Origin of the sequence: Methanocaldococcus jannaschii DSM 2661 (genome assembly GCF_000091665.1) — an archaeon.
Taxonomy (GTDB): Archaea; AGJL01; Methanococci; order Methanococcales; family Methanocaldococcaceae; genus Methanocaldococcus; species Methanocaldococcus jannaschii.
Map to the genome: position 1 here is coordinate 216,250 of NC_000909.1, position 16,031 is coordinate 232,280.

The window sequence follows — 16,031 nt, forward strand, 5'->3', positions numbered from 1 at the left end:
TATATACTAAAAAATCTTAAATAGATTATGCTCCCCAGTGGGTTAGCCCTCTTGACGTAGCAGAGCTAAAGGATGATAGAGGGTGTTAAACTGGGGAGACACTCTCTTTATAAAAATATACCTTATTTATTCTAAAATGTTTTGCAAAGAACTCTTGGTGAAATCATGAAAATCTATTTTGCTACAGGAAATCCAAATAAAATTAAAGAAGCAAATATTATTTTAAAAGATTTAAAAGATGTAGAGATCGAACAGATAAAAATTAGCTATCCAGAAATTCAGGGAACATTGGAAGAGGTTGCTGAATTTGGGGCAAAGTGGGTTTATAATATATTAAAAAAGCCAGTTATTGTTGAAGATAGTGGATTTTTTGTTGAGGCATTAAATGGATTTCCTGGAACATATTCAAAGTTTGTTCAAGAGACTATAGGAAATGAAGGAATTTTAAAACTCTTAGAAGGTAAAGACAATAGAAATGCCTATTTTAAAACAGTTATCGGTTACTGTGATGAGAATGGGGTTAGATTATTTAAAGGGATTGTTAAAGGTAGAGTTTCAGAAGAAATAAGAAGTAAAGGATATGGATTTGCTTATGACAGTATTTTTATCCCAGAAGAAGAAGAAAGAACTTTTGCAGAAATGACAACAGAAGAGAAAAGCCAAATCTCCCACAGAAAAAAAGCTTTTGAAGAGTTTAAAAAGTTTTTATTGGATAGGATTTAAATGGTTTCTAATAGTTTTTTCAACATTTCCATCTCTATCTATTAAATAAATACTAAAAAATAATCTTGATTTTGGAACTAAAATGACATATTTTGTGTTATTTTTAGATTTTATTTTATATCCTTTAAAAAACTTCCAAGGTAAAACAATATAACGGTTTAAAAATGGTTTTAAAGTGTTGAATATTTTAATATATACTGCAATTCCTTCTTTATAAATCTCAACAGTTCCAGAGGCAGGAGTGAGTTTGTCATAAATGATGGCAATAAACAAAAATATAAGCGAAAATGTTAATATCTCATCATGAGGGCGATTTATATTTATTAAAATATAAAATCCAGAACATAAAGCAATTATTTCCACTATTAATATAAAAATCCATCTGCTTCTATTCATTCCCATATTGGTTGAGGTTATATAGTGCCATTCTTCTTTTGCTTTTCTGTATTTTTTGTATAGAAGATAATCCAAAATACAATAGGGAGGATTGAAAATTATAAAGAGTGCTATCAAATAAGGAGTAAGAAATAAAACTACTATCAATAAAATTAACTCAATATCCATAATAACCCCTTTAATTAATGTTTAAAATGTTTTTTAAGTATTTCTTCAACTTTCCCATCTTTATCTTTTAAATATACATCTGGAGAGATATATTTTTTACCAATTAATTTTATTCTATCTCCAATTTTCTCATAGCCATCAAAACCTTTCCAAGTGTAAAATTGGTTAAAATGGTGTCTTTCAAAACTTCCTGAATAACCAAGGCACTAATGAATGCCTTCCTTTGGAAGGCGTTCAAATCTTCCTTAATAAATTTTATCAATTTTGAAAGACACCATAAAAGCCATCTTTATATATTTCAACCCTATATTTTTTAAAGCAAAATAAATAAATAATTAAAAAGTAGGAGAACAACATAGTTAATCCTAAATATAAGTCAAAATTAAAAACAAAGCATATAAACAAAGCAAAAATAACAAATACTATGGTAAATGTCAATAAAATACTGTAAAACATATATGGAGAAAAGTTTTTCAAATTATCTACATAAACATAAATAATTTCCTTATTTTTTCTTTCTAATTTTGAGTATTTGATGAAAGCATATAGTGAAATAAATCCAAAAATAAAAGATAAAAATCCAGCGTAAAGATAAATAGCCAATCCAACCACATTCATTGTTCCCACCTATAGTATATGCATTTACCTAATTCCCAAATATATAAAAATTTTGGTGAAAGCATGAATCCCTTTGATATAATGAAAGCTTCTCAAATAGCCTGTTGCTTAGAAGTTAGCTCCTTTAAACCTGGAAATGTTCATAGAAATAGGGATTATAGAGACATCAAATATCATCACTTTATAAATGCTGGAATTGCATTTGGAAATGTTGTTTATGAAGCAGCTCAAAAAGATAGAGATGTTGGTTTATACATAAAAAAAGCAGTTATTGAGAGTAAAAAATGGTCTCCAACTAATGCCAACTTAGGAATTATAATGCTACACATCCCTATAGCCATGGCTGCTGGAAAATTAGAAAATTTTGATGAAAATAAATTAAAAGAGAATTTAAAGAAGATTGCTGAAAATACAACTGTTGAAGATGCCTTAAATGTTTATGATGCTATAAATATAGCAATGGCTTATGTTAATAAACCAAAGAAAGGGCCTGATGTTACTTCAGAAGATGCAAAAAAAGAACTTATTGAAAAAGGATTAACTCTTTTGGATGTTTATAAAATATCTGCAGAATGGGATAATATAAGCAAAGAATGGGTTGATAACTTTAAAATCTCATTTGAAGGCTATAATTTATTAAAAAAGTATTATGATGAGCTCAACAATATCAACTTAGCTGTAACAAAAACATTTTTAAACCTATTGGCTAAATATCCTGATACATTAATTGCAAGAAAGAGAGGTTTTGAAACTGCCTTAAAAGTTTCTAAAATGGCTGAAGATGTGTTAAATAACTTTAAAGAAGAAAAGGTCAAAGAATTTGACAAATATTTATCAAAAGAAGGAAATAAATTAAATCCCGGAACAACTGCTGATTTAATTGCATCAAGTTTAATGATATTTATATTAGACAGAATAGATAAGAGAGAGACAATACTTTGGTGAGAGAATGGAAAAAGATATTTACGAAAAAATTATGGATTTAGCAAAAAGAAGAGGTTACTTATGGAGTTCATTTGAAATCTATGGAGGAATTGCAGGATTTGTTGATTACGGACCTTTAGGATGTTTATTAAAAAATAACATCATATCAAAGTTTAGAGAGCAATATATTATTAAAGAAGGATTTTATGAGATTGAAAGCCCAACAGTAACACCTTATGAAGTTTTAAAGGCATCTGGGCACGTTGATAACTTTACAGACCCAATTGTTGAGTGTAAAAACTGCTTAGAGTCGTTTAGAGCTGACCACTTAATTGAAGAATTTGTAGATGTAGATACAGAAGGAAAAACATTAAAGGAATTAGATGAATTAATCAGAAAACACAATATAAGATGTCCAAAGTGTGGAGGAGAGCTTGGAGAGGTTAAGAAATTTAACTTAATGTTTGTCACATCTATAGGTCCGGGAGGAAAGAGAACTGGATACATGAGACCTGAAACAGCACAGGGAATATTTATACAGTTTAGGAGATTAGCCCAATTCTTTAGAAATAAATTGCCTTTTGGTGTTGTTCAAATTGGTAAAAGTTATAGAAATGAGATTTCCCCAAGGCAGGGAGTTATTAGGTTGAGAGAATTCACCCAGGCAGAGATTGAATATTTTGTCCATCCAGAGAGAAAGGAGCATGAGAAATTTGATTTAGTTAAAGATGAAGTTGTTCCATTATTACCGGCTGAAAGGCAGATGGATGAAAACTTAAGTGATGATGAAAAGGTAATTAAGATAAGTATTGGTGAGGCTGTTGAGAAAGGAATTATAAGGCATCAAACAATTGCCTACTTTATAGCTCTAACAAAGAGGTTTTTAGAAGCAATTGGAATTGATAAAGATAAAATAAGATTTAGACAGCACCTCCCAAATGAGATGGCACACTATGCTATTGACTGTTGGGATGCTGAAATATACACAGAGAGATTTGGATGGATTGAGTGTGTTGGGATTGCAGATAGAACAGATTATGACTTAAGAAGCCACTCTGCTCATAGTGGAGTTGAACTCTCAGTATTTGTTGAGCTTGATGAAGAAAGAGAGATTGAAACTTATGAAATAAATCTAAATTATAAAGTTGTTGGAAAGATATTTAAGAAAGATACAAAGGCAATTGAGGCATATATAAACAACTTAAGTGAAAAAGAAAAAGAAGAATTTGTTAAAAACATTGAAAATGATGGAAAAGTAATAATAAACATTGATGGAAAGGAATTTGAGATTTTAAAGGATTATGTTGAAATTAAAAAGGTTAAAAAAGTTATTAAAGGAGAGAAAGTTATCCCTCACGTTATAGAGCCATCCTATGGAATTGATAGAATAACCTACTGTTTATTAGAACACTCTTACAGAGAGGAAGAAGATAGAGTTTATTTAGATTTAAAACCATCAATTGCCCCTATAAAAGCTTATGTTCTGCCGTTGGTTAATAAAGATGATATGCCAAAAATAGCTAAAGAAATAGAGCAAATGTTGAGAGAAAATGGTATTATAGCTGAGTATGATGACAGTGGAGCTATTGGAAGGAGATATATGAGAGCTGATGAAATTGGAGTTCCATTCTGTATAACAGTAGATGGACAAACATTAGAGGATAGAACTGTAACTGTTAGGGAGAGAAATACAAGAGAACAAGTTAGAGTTAAAATAGATGAGCTCGTTGATTATTTAAAAGAAAGATTGAAAGAATAAAAGAATAGCTATTCATTTTCAAATAATTTTTTTATAATCTCATTGTCAATATAGAACTTAAATTCTTTTGCTTTATATATTCTTTTAGCTCTACTTCCTTCTAAAACCAAATCACTCTCAACTAAATCAGCATCTTCCAATTTTCTTAAATGGGCATAGACAACAGGTCTTGATAGTTCCAACTCTTTGGCTAATTCATAAATATTTTTTGGCTGTTTATTTAAGATGTATAATATCTTAACCCTTATTGGATTTGACAATGCCTCTCCCATTTTTACAACATCTATCAACTTCATAAAATCACTCTATCTCTTCCCATTTCTTCTTCAACTCCTTAACTATTTCTTTTATCTCCTCAACATCCTTCTCTATTTTTATAAGTTTCTCATTGTCTATTGAACTTGACTGTTTTTTTAATGGAGAGATTAGGATATATATTATTACCGCAATGATTACTACAAAAATAATCATCCAAAGAATATCGTAAAAGGGATTTATTGCGACTCCTTCACTACCTACATAATGCACTCCAAAACCCATTGGCATTATTTCACCTACAAACAAAATTTGTAATCTCTTAATTACATGTAATTTCCAATTAAAATAAATATACTATATCCTAATACTAATATGTATATTTTTAACTACATATATTGCCAAAAAGTTATATATAGGTTTTGTTTAATTTGTTTATATAAATTTATTAATTAATAATTTCACCCTTAAACACTACTGAAGGAGAAATTAACTTCCCTCTCTGTTCAACATCGTTTAATGGGATAGCTTCTTTAAACATCTCAAATATATTCCCTCCAAACATTCCTCTTTTAATTGGAATTATCTTCCCATTTTTGTAATAGTATGAGTTTTGAATCTCAACAGCAAAATCTCCAGTTATTGGATTTGATGTGTGAGAGCCAATAACTCCATTGATATAAACATACTCATCAAAATCATCTAAGCTATTTTTTGTTTCTTTAATAATAAAGTTTGTTGGTGAAACATAAGGTAAAGAGCGATAACCTCTTGAAGCATTTCCAGTTGATGTTTTTCCTTCTCTATTTGCTCTCTTTATATCATATAGGTAGTTTTTCAAAACTCCATTCTCAACCAAAACTGTTTTTTGGGTAGCTGTTCCTTCACCATCACACTTTGATGAGTATAGGGCATAATCTAAAGTCCCATCATCAATTATTGTTATATTCTCTCCAAAAATCTGCTCTCCTATCTTTCCTTTTAAAACACTCCTATCCCTCTGCACATTTTCAGCACTGAATGCTGGCATTAACGTATAGGATAACAAGTCATACAATGCCCTTGGTGATAAAACTATATTCCCTTTGTAAGATATGGCTTTTCCATTTGCTGACTTCTTAGCTAAATCCAATGCCCTATAGCTAATTTCTTCAACATCAAAAATGTTGTGCCTTGTTCTACATTCATAGGATGTTTCTCCATCATACATTATAGATATTGCCGCAGAGAAATAAGTATCTTGTTCTTCAACATCTACGCCGTTTGAATTTATCAATCTTGCATAGCCAACCTCTTTACTAACACCTCCACTCAAAACAATGGCATTATTATCTAAGGCAATATCTCTCATGGTTATTAAATCCTCTAACAATTTTTCTTCATCTAAATCCAAAATTTCTTTATAAAACATTCCTTTTGGTTCTTTATATTTTTGTGGATGGGCAAATTCAGTATATTTATCTTCAACTAAGTTTTTCATTGCTTTATAAACAATATTTTCATCAAATTTATTTGCATAGGCAAAGCCAACTTTCCCATCCTTTATAACTCTAACTCCAATACCGTAAGAGATTCCAGTTTGAAAGCTATCTACACTCTTTCCATCTAAATCAACACTAACCTCATAGGATTTAACAAATAAAACTTCAGTTTCAAATCCTTCTTTTTCTCCAATTTTTATTAACTTTTCTAAATCCATAATCTCACCTAATTAAACATTAAAATAGAAAAAAAGTTGAAATATAGTTTCTTGTAAAACATTTTGAAAGAAACTTTTAGGAAAGATTGGATGAAAACCTTAAAACTTAGGTATTAAAAAATTAGAAAAATTTAAAATGGACATCTAAAGTTTCTCCCAGCATATTTGCTTAATCCTAACTCTTGCTCAATTCTTATCAACTGATTGTATTTAGCTGTTCTCTCCCCTCTTGCTGGAGCTCCAGTCTTTATTTGTCCAGAGTTCAAAGCAACTGACAAATCAGCTATTGTTGTATCCTCAGTCTCTCCACTTCTATGTGAAACAACTACACCATAACCATTTCTAAATGCCAATTGAGCAGCATCAACTGCCTCACTTAAAGTTCCAATCTGATTGACTTTCAAAAGCAGAGCGTTAGCAGCCTTCATCTCAATACCTTTTCTAAGCCTTTCAACATTTGTAACAAACAAGTCATCTCCAACTATCTGTATATCTAATTCTTTAGTTATCATTGCAAAGCCTTCAAAATCTTCCTCATGGAATGGGTCTTCAATTGAGACTATTGGATATTCATCAACTAATGCTTTATAGTAATCTAAAAGCTCCTCTCTTGTTAATTTTTTACCTTCAACGTAATAATATCCATCTTTATAAAACTCTGAGGCAGCAGCATCTAATGCAAAGACAACCTCATCCTCATACCCAGCCTTTTTAACACTCTCAGTTAATAAATCTAAAGCCTCCCTTGATGTTTTTAATGGTGGAGCAAAACCTCCCTCATCTCCAACATTTACAGCATTTTTTCCATATTTTTCTAAGATGACATTTTTTAAGACATGATAAACTTCTGAACCCATCCTTACAGCTTCAGAAATTGATGTAGCTCCAACTGGCATTATCATGAACTCTTGCAAATCTAAATCATTCCCAGCGTGTTTTCCTCCATTTATAACGTTCATCATTGGAACTGGCATGACATAGGAGTTAAATCCCCCCAAGTATTTATAGAGAGGGATTTTTGCTGTTGCTGCTGCTGCCTTTGCTACAGCTAAAGAAACAGCCAATATGGCATTAGCTCCCAATCTTGATTTATTTGGAGTACCATCTAATTCTATCATTATTGTATCTATTTCTCTCTGCATTCTTGCATCATAACCTAAAATCTCTGGTCTAATTATTGAATTTACATTTTCAACAGCCATTAAAACTCCTTTTCCACCAAATCTCTTTTCTTTATCCCTCAACTCTAATGCCTCATGTGTTCCAGTTGATGCACCACTTGGAACAATTGCTGAACCGTAACCATTCCCTTTTGTTATAACTTCCACTTCAACTGTTGGGTTTCCTCTTGAGTCAATTACTTCTCTTGCAACAATATCTTTAATTTCAAATCTCTCATCCATATTATATAACAAATTATCACCTAATAGATATTTTTAAATACTTTAATTATGAATTTTTATAATAAACTTGGAGGTGAAGTTATATGGGAACTATTGAGAGTTATTTAACGAACTCATATAACTATATTATCTTTAACTTTAAAAAGTTATGTATTGGGGGCTTAATGAGTGCCATAGTTGGAGCAATGAGTGGAGTCACTACTGCATTTATTGATTTATTTATGGAAAGGGCTAATTATGACATTATGCATATTATAATGTCATTTTTAATTTATTTTGGGATAATTTTTATCATTGGGCTAATTGTTTCTGCTATTATAGGAGGATACAATGTGAGAATTATGAAGACTACTGTTGAAGGATTAAATGTAGCTCCTGATTGGAATAACATTACTGATTTGCTGTATAGGGGAATACTATATATTGTTGGGTTAGTTTTATTAAATATTATATTTTACTTTATCCCAGCAATTTTATTTGTTTTTGGAATATTTTCACTATACATTAGCAAAATTATTGGGGCTTTCCTTATTATAATCTCAATACTAATTTTTATAATTTCAGTAATTAGTTTATGGCTTTATTCTAAGTTGGCAGAGGTTAATTATTCAGTTAAAGGATTTTATGGATTCTTTGAATTTAAAGAAATATTTAAGATGATTGGGATAAGATACATAATCTTAGTGATTATCATAGCAATTATTAATTTTATAATAAGTCTAATAGTTGTTTTACCACTTAATATTATTGATATATTTATCTCATATTCAGCATTAGCTAACAGTATTTTAACAATAATTTATATATCAATAAAGGGAATATCTTACGCATTATCAACATTTGTTGATTTCTATTTAGGTGTGTTTTCAATAAGGGCAGTTGCATTATACTATAAAGATAGAAAGGGGATAACATGATAACTGAGGCATTAAAAAAGGTTATTGAATTTAAGGATTTAGATGAAAAAGAGGCAGAGGCTGTTATGAAAGACATCATGAGTGGAAATGCAAAACCTACACAAATAGCTGCTATCTTAACAGCTTTAAGAATGAAAGGAGAAACTATAGAAGAAATAACTGCCTTTGCAAAGATTATGAGAGAATTTTCACTAAAAATAAATCCTAATGTTCCTAAGCTTTTAGATACTTGCGGAACTGGAGGAGATAATTTAAACACATTCAATATAAGCACTGCCACAGCCTTTGTAGTCTCTGCCTATGTTCCAGTTGCAAAGCATGGAAATAAAGCAGTGAGCAGTAAAAGTGGAAGTGCTGACGTCTTAGAGGCATTAGGAGTTAATCTAAATGTTCCTATTGAGAGGGTTAAAGAATCTATAGAGAAAATTGGCATTGGGTTTTTGTTTGCCCCTCACTTTCACCCAGCGATGAAGTTCGCTACACCAGTTAGGAAGGAGTTGGGGATAAGGACTGTTTTTAATGTATTAGGACCTTTAACAAATCCAGCTAACGCTAATTATCAACTAATGGGAGTTTATGATGAAAAATTGACGGAGAAATTGGCAAATGTTTTAAAGAATTTGGGATTGAAGGGGGCTTTAGTAGTACATGGTAGTGGAATGGACGAAATCACTACTATAGGAAAAACAAAAATATCTGAGTTAAGAAATGGGGAGATAAAAAGCTATTACATTGAACCAGAGGATTTTGGCATTAAAAAAGCTAAGTTAGAAGATATTAGAGGGGGAGATGCTGAAGAAAATGCCAAGATAATTGGGGAGATATTTGAAGGTGAGGAGGTTGGAGCTAAGAGGGATATTGTTGTCTTAAATGCTGCCTTTGCCCTATATATTGCTGAAGAGGCTAAAGATGTTGAAGAGGGTATTAAATTAGCTGAAAAATCCATTGATGAAGGTAAAGCGTTAAAAAAATTAGAGGATTTAATTGAATTCTATAGAGAGGGTTAAGTATGGAAAAATTAATAATAAACTCAATGAAAAAGGTATTTTTAGAAGAGCTGAAAGATCTTGAGAATGAATTAAATCAAATTTTTAAAAAATATAATGTTAAAAGTAAAGATGAGCTTAAAAAGAAAATAGCTAATGGAGAAATTAAAGAAGAGCAAATTAAAGATGACTTAGAGAGAATTGAATTTTTAGAGGAGAATATAGAGAGGGTTATGAAGTGTTTAAGAGAGATAAATGTGAAATCATTATAAAATTTTGGTGATTTTAATGGTTATTTTAGCTATTGGTGGCTACGACCCTACAAGTGGAGCTGGCATCTCTGCTGATATAAAAACAGCCCATACATTGGGAGTTTATTGCCCAACAATAACAACATCAGTAATTCCTCAAAATAATAAAATGGTTTATGAAAAGTTTGATTTACCAGAGGAGAATATAAAAAATCAGTTTAAGGCCGTTTTTGAGGAGTTTGATATTGAATATGTTAAGACTGGAGTTTTAACAAAACCAGCTATCGATACTCTGCTAAAATATATTGACAAGTATGATTTAAAAGTTATATGCGACCCGGTTCTTGCATCTACAACAAAGTTTTCATTTGTTGATGAAAAGTTGATGGAAAAATATATTGAGCTTTTTAATAAGAGCTTTTTAATAACTCCTAACAAAGAAGAATATAAGAAAATCATGGAATTTATAAAAAATAACAATCTGATGATTAGAAATGATTTATACATCTTAGCTACTGGCATTGATGACATTTTAATGAAAAATTTTAAACCTATAAAGACATTTAAAGGATTTAGAGTTGATAAAGAAGTTCATGGAACTGGTTGTGTTTATTCAACAGCTATAACTGCTTTTTTATCTAAGGGCTATGATTTAGAAGAGGCAATTAAAGAGGCAAAGAGATTTGTTTTATCTTCAGTTATCTATGCCAAAAAATCAAAGTTTGGCTATAACTCTAACCCAACTTATATCAATAAAGAAAAAGTGATAAAAAACCTTAGCTATGCCATATATTTATTAAAAAAGATGAACTTTACGTTAATCCCAGAGGTTGGTAGTAATATAGCTGAGTCTCTACCATTTCCAAAAGATTTTAAGGATGTTGCTGCATTAACTGGAAGGATAATAAAAAATAAGCTTGGAGGTTTTTATATTGTTGGAGATATTGAGTTTGGAGCTTCTGAGCATATAGCAAAGATAATTTTATCTGCAAGCAAATTCAACCCAGAGATAAGGGCTTGCATGAATATAAAATATGATGGGGGGTTAATAAAGTTGTTGAAGGATAAATTTGCAGTTTCTTCATTTGATAGAAAAGAAGAGCCGCCAAATGTCTCAACTATGGAATGGGGAACAAAAATAGCTTGTGAAAAATTTGGTGGAGTTCCAGACATTATTTATGATAGGGGAGGGGAAGGAAAAGAGCCGATGATTAGAGTTTTAGGTAGAGATGCTATTGAAGTTGTTAAAAAAGTTGAAGTTATTCAAAAGATATATAACACATTAATGTAAATATTTAAACATTTTAATTAAATTTTATAAAATTATAAAACTAAACCTTTTAGAAATCAAAAAATGGTGGACTGGGCGGGATTTGAACCCGCGGCCTCCGCACAGCCAATGCGGCGCTCTCCCAGTCTGAGCTACCAGCCCACAAAACAATCAATCATCAAAGTTTAGGTATGTAATTAAATTTATTTAAAAACCCATTGGGTTTTTATATTTTCCATAGTAAATAAGTTTATTTGATGATTGATTGTAGCAGTGTTCTTATAATATCATCTTCATATATAAACTTTTCTATCATTTATTTAAATTAATAAATTAAAAAGAAGGTATTTAAAGAAAATCCCCAATTTTTAAATTAAATAAAAAATGAGAGAGGGAAGACTATGGATATCAAAAGTAATATCATCAATGCATTAAAAGAAGTAATTAGCAAAGAGATATGTAAAGAGATTGACATAAAGTTGGATAAAACACCAAACTTAGAGTTAGGAGATTATTCTGTAAATATCTGCTTCAGATTAGCTAAAGAGCTAAAAAAGAATCCAAAAATTATTGCTGAAGAGTTGGTAGATAAGTTAAAAGCTATGAACATTGAAGGAGTTAAAGAGATAAAGGCAGTCAATGGATATATAAACTTCTATATTGATTATAACAAATTTGCTAAAAATTTAATGGAAGAGATTGATAAAAAAGGAAATAATTATGGTAGAGGAGATAAAAAATCTATAAAAATCATCTTAGAACATACATCAGCAAATCCAAATGGGCCTTTACATATTGGACATTTAAGAAATGCCATTATTGGAGATTGTTTAAAGAGAATATTAGAATTCTATGGATATGATGTTGAAACCCACTACTATGTAAATGATATGGGTAGGCAGATGGCTTTGGTTGTTTATGGAATTGAATTATTTGGTTTAGACAAAGAAAAAAAGAAAGACCATGCAATTGCTGAAACTTATGTAAAAATTAATAAATATTTGGAAGAGCATCCAGAAGAGGAAGAAAAGATTCTTGAATTAATGAGAAAGTATGAAGATGCTTTAGAAAACAATGAAGATAATGAAATAACTAAAAAATTTGAATTTGCAGTAAATTATGCATTGGATGGAATAAAAGAGACATTAAAGAATTTAAATATTAAGCATGATACCTTTGTTTGGGAAAGCTCTTATGTAAGAAATGGAATGGTTAAAAAGGTTATAGAAAAATTAATGGAAACTGGAAAGGTAATTAAAGAAGAAACCTATATGCTTGATTTATCAGACTTTGGCATTGAAAAGAAAATGGTTTTAGCAAGGGCAAACGGAACAAGCTTGTATTCAACAAGAGATATTGCCTATCACTTAGATAAGTTATCAAAGTGCGATATAGGAATAGATGTCTTAGGGGCTGACCACAAATTAACGGCAGAGATGGTTAAAGCAGCTTTAAAACTCCTTGGAAGCAAAGTGCCAGAAGTTATATTCTATGAATTCATCTCCCTTCCAGAAGGTTCAATGAGTACAAGAAGAGGAAGATTTATAAGTACCGATGAGTTGTTAGAAGAGGCGATAAAAAGGGCTAAAGAAGAGTGTAATAAGAGAGGTGTTGAGGAAAATATTGCCTATGATATTGGATTAGGGGCAGTTAGATACAACATTGCAAGAATTTCTCCTGAAAAGCCAATGGTATTTAGATGGGAAGAAGCCTTAGACTTTGAAAAAGTTGGATGTCCATTTATACAGTATGCACACGCAAGATGTTGCAGTATTTTAAAAGAAGCGGAAAATAAAGGAGTTAAAGATGAAGCAGTATTTAACTATGAACTAACCAGTGAGGAGAAAGAATTAATTAAGATGTTGGATGAATTTAAGGATATAATTAAAGAGAGTGCTGAAAGTAGAAGAGTACATATATTAGCCAACTACTTATTAGAGCTTGCCAAGGCATTCAATAGATTTTACGCAAACTGTCCAATTTTAATGACAAAAGTTGATGATGATGTTAAAAAATCAAGATTAAAGTTGGTTAAAAGCACTAAGACAGTATTAGAGACAGGTTTAGAATTGTTAGGAATAAATTGCCCAGGAAGGATGTAGGATGTAAAATTATTTAATTATTTTTTGTACTAAATTTTTAAGATTTTTATAGTAAAAGGTGATTATTATCCTTTATAATTATGTCTTATATTTTAATGTTAGGATGGGACAATTTTGGGGGATTGATTTAAATGGAGGTTAAAAAAGTGCTTGTTATCGACAATATTGACTCATTTGTCTGGAATTTAGTCCAATATGTAGGGACTTTAGGGTATAAAGTTAAGTTAGTGGATAACAAAATCACATTAGATGAAATAAAGAAAATAAATCCAGATAGAATAATTATAAGCCCAGGACCAAAAACTCCAAAAGAGGCTGGAAATTGTATAAAGATTATTCAAGAGGTAGATATTCCAATATTGGGAGTTTGTTTAGGACATCAGTGTATTGTTGAGGCGTTTGGTGGAGAGGTTGGGAGAGCAAAGAGAGTTATGCATGGAAAGGCAAGTTTAATAAATCATGATGGAGAAGGTATCTTTAAAGACATTCCCAATCCATTCTATGGAGGAAGGTATCATTCTTTAATAGCTAAAGAAGTTCCAAAAGAGTTAAAAATAACTGCTAAGAGTTTAGATGATAACTATATTATGGGAGTTAGGCATAAAAAGCTACCAATTGAAGGTGTTCAGTTCCATCCGGAGAGTATATTAACTGAATCAGATAACTTAAAATTCCCAGATTTGGGCTTAAAACTTATTAAAAATTTTGTTGAAAGTGAATATTAACTTCTTAAAATTAGTTAAAAATTTAAAAATTTCAAAAAGAAATCTTAAGTGAAAAATATGGATGTTTATGAAATACTATACCAATTTTGCTTAGAATATGAAGTATTGTTAGATGATGAAAAAATCCCCCTATGGAAATTAAAAAAAGAAGATTTAGATAAGGTTGATTTAGATTTACCTTGGACTTCTATTAGAGATTTAGCCATCTATTTATATGAGCTAAAAAAGAAACAACAAAACTCTAAAGAACTTATTAAATGTGATATAGTGGAGATTTTAGTAGGAATTGCTTTATTAAAGCCAGAGGAAGGAAGCAATTACATGGGACTTGTTACGGAAGATATGTGTCTAACATATTTAAGTGAGCTTATAACTGCAAGAATCAACTGTATAGCAAGATACTACTATATGATGAAAAAGCCACAAAACACAAATATATTTGACGAAATAATATTAAAATTTCCTCAAAAAAAGGACATAAGAGCTTCTAACATAAACGATTTAAGGGAGTTAGTTGGAAAAATTAGAAATTATTTTAAATAATCTAAAAACCCATTAAAAATACTGGAATTATTGATAACATCATAACTAAAGCTACAAATATCGCCAATATTTGCCTCTTACCTATTTTTGTTTTTTTCATTATAATCCCCTTAGCTCCAAGTATGATTTTCTAATGATATTGTCTTTACTAATATTTAAAGCTTTCAGTATCTCCATCATCTCCTCTAAAACCTTATCTTTTTCATTAATATCTGATATTGACTTTTCTAATTCTAAGAATAAGCCAAGACCCTCAACATCATCAATACTTGCCTCTATATCCTCCTTTTTGTAAATCTCCCTAATCTTTCTGATTGGTGGAACTTCTTTAAATCCAAGTTTTTTAAATATTTGCCTCATCTTTTCTTTATCCTCTATTTTTACTTCAATCTCTTCTCTTGTTTTTGATATTTTATCTATTTTTGGACCTTTATAGGTAACAAAGAAATTTCCATCCTCATCCCTAATTCTCAAAGCTTCATCAGTTTCTCTAAAGTCCCTATCAATTCCATTGAAATAAATATCCTCCTGAAATTTCTTCTTGATAAATTTAAATCCAAGTTTTTTTAATTGCTCTACAACTTTATTTTTATCATCAATTTTTACCTTAATCTCAACCTCTATCATAACAACTCACCAAAGAATGGAGATTTTTTCAACCACATCCTCCAAAGTATTTTTTATCTCATCCTTATCTACATTTTCCACAACTAAGTAAATAATTACCTCATCTCCTTCTCTCTCAAGGACTGTTGATGTTATATTGCCCCCAATCTTTGATATTCTTGAAGTTATATCAGCTAACAAACCAATCCTATCCTTAGCAACAATCTGCAATTTTAAAGATCCTAAGGTAATTTCTCCTTTTTCTAACAAATATAACCCTTCTTTTGTTAATCTAACTCCTCCATTTCTACCTTTTTTTGTTTCCACTAATCCCAAATCTCTTAAAACTCTAATTTTAACATCTAAGTTTTTTGGATGCATGTTTAGTTTTTTAGCAAGTTCTTTAATTGTTATTGGCTCTTTTAAATGTTCCATAATTTTTTTGGTTAAGCCAACAACTTTCATAATCTCACAATTTATTTAAATTAATTGATTAATTTTTCTATAAAAATAAAATAAGGAAAGTAAAAAATTATGACCTAGCTCTCTTTCTCTCTCTCTTTAACCTTCTTAATCTTTTCTTGTACCACTTCCATCTCATTCTTCCTTTCTTTTTCCATCTTCTTGAACTCCTCTTTATGGTATCACCCTCTTATCTTGTTTTTTAAATTTTTACCTACAATAAT

20 protein-coding genes and 1 tRNA gene are annotated in these 16,031 nt (G+C 30.3%); 10 read left to right on the forward strand and 11 right to left on the reverse strand.

Annotated features, from left to right (window positions below; all coding sequences use genetic code 11):
• Nucleotides 1–165 precede the first annotated feature (165 nt).
• On the forward strand, nt 166–723 hold the full coding sequence (locus MJ_RS01185; protein WP_064496428.1) for an XTP/dITP diphosphatase: 558 nt from the start codon (nt 166–168) through the stop codon (nt 721–723).
• Here MJ_RS01185 and MJ_RS01190 read toward each other — a convergent pair.
• The 3 genes from MJ_RS01190 to MJ_RS01195 form a co-directional block, all read right to left on the reverse strand.
• Nucleotides 706–1,287 (reverse strand): hypothetical protein, encoded by a 582-nt coding sequence (locus tag MJ_RS01190; protein ID WP_010869723.1) that lies wholly within the window; start codon nt 1,285–1,287, stop codon nt 706–708. The two genes, MJ_RS01185 and MJ_RS01190, sit on opposite strands and share 18 nt — an antisense overlap.
• A 109-nt stretch (nt 1,288–1,396) precedes the next feature.
• The gene (locus MJ_RS09450; protein WP_162484743.1) at nt 1,397–1,549 is read right to left on the reverse strand and encodes a hypothetical protein; all 153 of its coding nucleotides are present in this window, start codon (nt 1,547–1,549) and stop codon (nt 1,397–1,399) included.
• Nucleotides 1,546–1,905 (reverse strand): hypothetical protein, encoded by a 360-nt coding sequence (locus MJ_RS01195; protein ID WP_064496429.1) that lies wholly within the window; start codon nt 1,903–1,905, stop codon nt 1,546–1,548. Before MJ_RS01195 ends, MJ_RS09450 begins: the two co-directional genes overlap by 4 nt.
• A 63-nt stretch (nt 1,906–1,968) precedes the next feature.
• Here MJ_RS01195 and MJ_RS01200 point away from each other — a divergent pair, with 63 nt between their 5' ends.
• Together MJ_RS01200 and glyS are read left to right on the forward strand one after the other, a co-directional pair.
• Nucleotides 1,969–2,850 (forward strand): triphosphoribosyl-dephospho-CoA synthase, encoded by an 882-nt coding sequence (locus MJ_RS01200; RefSeq protein ID WP_064496430.1) that lies wholly within the window; start codon nt 1,969–1,971, stop codon nt 2,848–2,850.
• A gap of 4 nt (nt 2,851–2,854) precedes the next feature.
• Nucleotides 2,855–4,588: a glycine--tRNA ligase gene (gene glyS, locus MJ_RS01205; RefSeq protein WP_010869726.1), complete on the forward strand. Its 1,734-nt coding sequence runs from the start codon at nt 2,855–2,857 to the stop codon at nt 4,586–4,588.
• An 8-nt stretch (nt 4,589–4,596) separates the two neighbouring features.
• Here glyS and MJ_RS01210 read toward each other — a convergent pair whose 3' ends face one another.
• The 4 genes from MJ_RS01210 to eno all read right to left on the reverse strand — a co-directional run bounded on the left by MJ_RS01210 (nt 4,597) and on the right by eno (nt 7,945).
• Nucleotides 4,597–4,884: an ArsR/SmtB family transcription factor gene (locus MJ_RS01210; RefSeq protein ID WP_010869727.1), complete on the reverse strand. Its 288-nt coding sequence runs from the start codon at nt 4,882–4,884 to the stop codon at nt 4,597–4,599.
• A 4-nt stretch (nt 4,885–4,888) separates the two neighbouring features.
• Nucleotides 4,889–5,134, reverse strand: coding sequence for a hypothetical protein (locus tag MJ_RS01215; protein WP_064496431.1), 246 nt, complete (start codon nt 5,132–5,134; stop codon nt 4,889–4,891).
• 157 nt (nt 5,135–5,291) lie between these two features.
• Nucleotides 5,292–6,542, reverse strand: a complete 1,251-nt coding sequence (locus tag MJ_RS01220; protein WP_010869729.1) for a TldD/PmbA family protein — start codon at nt 6,540–6,542, stop codon at nt 5,292–5,294.
• Between the two features lie 131 nt (nt 6,543–6,673).
• Nucleotides 6,674–7,945, reverse strand: coding sequence for a phosphopyruvate hydratase (gene eno / locus MJ_RS01225; protein ID WP_064496902.1), 1,272 nt, complete (start codon nt 7,943–7,945; stop codon nt 6,674–6,676).
• Between the two features lie 83 nt (nt 7,946–8,028).
• Here eno and MJ_RS01230 point away from each other — a divergent pair, with 83 nt between their 5' ends.
• The 4 genes from MJ_RS01230 to MJ_RS01245 are packed head-to-tail and all read left to right on the forward strand — an operon-like array spanning nt 8,029 to nt 11,390.
• Nucleotides 8,029–8,862 (forward strand): DUF4013 domain-containing protein, encoded by an 834-nt coding sequence (locus tag MJ_RS01230; protein WP_010869731.1) that lies wholly within the window; start codon nt 8,029–8,031, stop codon nt 8,860–8,862.
• Nucleotides 8,859–9,869 carry an anthranilate phosphoribosyltransferase gene (gene trpD / locus MJ_RS01235; protein ID WP_010869732.1) on the forward strand — a complete coding sequence of 337 codons (1,011 nt, stop codon included), beginning with the start codon at nt 8,859–8,861 and terminating at the stop codon, nt 9,867–9,869. The genes MJ_RS01230 and trpD overlap by 4 nt, the downstream gene beginning before the upstream one ends.
• Before the next feature lie 2 nt (nt 9,870–9,871).
• A complete protein-coding gene (locus MJ_RS01240; protein WP_010869733.1) occupies nt 9,872–10,120 on the forward strand; it encodes a hypothetical protein in 249 nt (82 codons plus the stop codon).
• Between the two features lie 16 nt (nt 10,121–10,136).
• Nucleotides 10,137–11,390 (forward strand): bifunctional hydroxymethylpyrimidine kinase/phosphomethylpyrimidine kinase, encoded by a 1,254-nt coding sequence (locus tag MJ_RS01245; RefSeq protein WP_064496432.1) that lies wholly within the window; start codon nt 10,137–10,139, stop codon nt 11,388–11,390.
• 64 nt (nt 11,391–11,454) lie between these two features.
• Here the strand turns inward: MJ_RS01245 and MJ_RS01250 are convergent.
• Nucleotides 11,455–11,531: transfer RNA gene (locus MJ_RS01250), tRNA-Ala, on the reverse strand.
• Between the two features lie 239 nt (nt 11,532–11,770).
• On the opposite strand from MJ_RS01250, the gene argS reads away from it, so the two are divergent.
• From argS to MJ_RS01265, 3 genes are all read left to right on the forward strand, one after another.
• Nucleotides 11,771–13,471, forward strand: a complete 1,701-nt coding sequence (gene argS, locus MJ_RS01255) for an arginine--tRNA ligase (protein ID WP_010869735.1) — start codon at nt 11,771–11,773, stop codon at nt 13,469–13,471.
• Nucleotides 13,472–13,602: 131 nt separating this feature from the next.
• Nucleotides 13,603–14,196, forward strand: a complete 594-nt coding sequence (locus MJ_RS01260) for an anthranilate synthase component II (protein ID WP_010869736.1) — start codon at nt 13,603–13,605, stop codon at nt 14,194–14,196.
• A 57-nt stretch (nt 14,197–14,253) separates the two neighbouring features.
• Nucleotides 14,254–14,739, forward strand: a complete 486-nt coding sequence (locus tag MJ_RS01265; protein ID WP_064496433.1) for a hypothetical protein — start codon at nt 14,254–14,256, stop codon at nt 14,737–14,739.
• A gap of 99 nt (nt 14,740–14,838) precedes the next feature.
• Here MJ_RS01265 and cyaB read toward each other — a convergent pair whose 3' ends face one another.
• The 3 genes from cyaB to MJ_RS09920 form a co-directional block, all read right to left on the reverse strand.
• A complete protein-coding gene (gene cyaB, locus MJ_RS01270) occupies nt 14,839–15,366 on the reverse strand; it encodes a class IV adenylate cyclase (protein ID WP_010869738.1) in 528 nt (175 codons plus the stop codon).
• A 6-nt stretch (nt 15,367–15,372) separates the two neighbouring features.
• Entirely contained in the window at nt 15,373–15,810 is a 438-nt protein-coding gene (locus MJ_RS01275; protein WP_010869739.1) for an Rrf2 family transcriptional regulator, read from the reverse strand.
• Between the two features lie 67 nt (nt 15,811–15,877).
• Nucleotides 15,878–15,985 (reverse strand): 50S ribosomal protein L41e, encoded by a 108-nt coding sequence (locus MJ_RS09920; protein ID WP_081874506.1) that lies wholly within the window; start codon nt 15,983–15,985, stop codon nt 15,878–15,880.
• Nucleotides 15,986–16,031: the final 46 nt, after the last annotated feature.

Coding starts and splice junctions, on each gene's coding strand:
- MJ_RS01215 (WP_064496431.1), bottom strand. CDS start 5,134: ATGCCAATGGGTTTTGGAGTGCATTATGTAGGTAGTGAAGGAGTCGCA.
- MJ_RS01210 (WP_010869727.1), bottom strand. CDS start 4,884: ATGAAGTTGATAGATGTTGTAAAAATGGGAGAGGCATTGTCAAATCCA.
- MJ_RS01260 (WP_010869736.1), top strand. CDS start 13,603: ATGGAGGTTAAAAAAGTGCTTGTTATCGACAATATTGACTCATTTGTC.
- MJ_RS01245 (WP_064496432.1), top strand. CDS start 10,137: ATGGTTATTTTAGCTATTGGTGGCTACGACCCTACAAGTGGAGCTGGC.
- glyS (WP_010869726.1), top strand. CDS start 2,855: ATGGAAAAAGATATTTACGAAAAAATTATGGATTTAGCAAAAAGAAGA.
- MJ_RS01190 (WP_010869723.1), bottom strand. CDS start 1,287: ATGGATATTGAGTTAATTTTATTGATAGTAGTTTTATTTCTTACTCCT.
- MJ_RS01185 (WP_064496428.1), top strand. CDS start 166: ATGAAAATCTATTTTGCTACAGGAAATCCAAATAAAATTAAAGAAGCA.
- eno (WP_064496902.1), bottom strand. CDS start 7,945: ATGGATGAGAGATTTGAAATTAAAGATATTGTTGCAAGAGAAGTAATT.
- MJ_RS01275 (WP_010869739.1), bottom strand. CDS start 15,810: ATGAAAGTTGTTGGCTTAACCAAAAAAATTATGGAACATTTAAAAGAG.
- trpD (WP_010869732.1), top strand. CDS start 8,859: ATGATAACTGAGGCATTAAAAAAGGTTATTGAATTTAAGGATTTAGAT.
- MJ_RS01195 (WP_064496429.1), bottom strand. CDS start 1,905: ATGAATGTGGTTGGATTGGCTATTTATCTTTACGCTGGATTTTTATCT.
- MJ_RS01230 (WP_010869731.1), top strand. CDS start 8,029: ATGGGAACTATTGAGAGTTATTTAACGAACTCATATAACTATATTATC.
- MJ_RS01265 (WP_064496433.1), top strand. CDS start 14,254: ATGGATGTTTATGAAATACTATACCAATTTTGCTTAGAATATGAAGTA.
- MJ_RS01200 (WP_064496430.1), top strand. CDS start 1,969: ATGAATCCCTTTGATATAATGAAAGCTTCTCAAATAGCCTGTTGCTTA.
- argS (WP_010869735.1), top strand. CDS start 11,771: ATGGATATCAAAAGTAATATCATCAATGCATTAAAAGAAGTAATTAGC.
- MJ_RS01220 (WP_010869729.1), bottom strand. CDS start 6,542: ATGGATTTAGAAAAGTTAATAAAAATTGGAGAAAAAGAAGGATTTGAA.
- MJ_RS01240 (WP_010869733.1), top strand. CDS start 9,872: ATGGAAAAATTAATAATAAACTCAATGAAAAAGGTATTTTTAGAAGAG.
- cyaB (WP_010869738.1), bottom strand. CDS start 15,366: ATGATAGAGGTTGAGATTAAGGTAAAAATTGATGATAAAAATAAAGTT.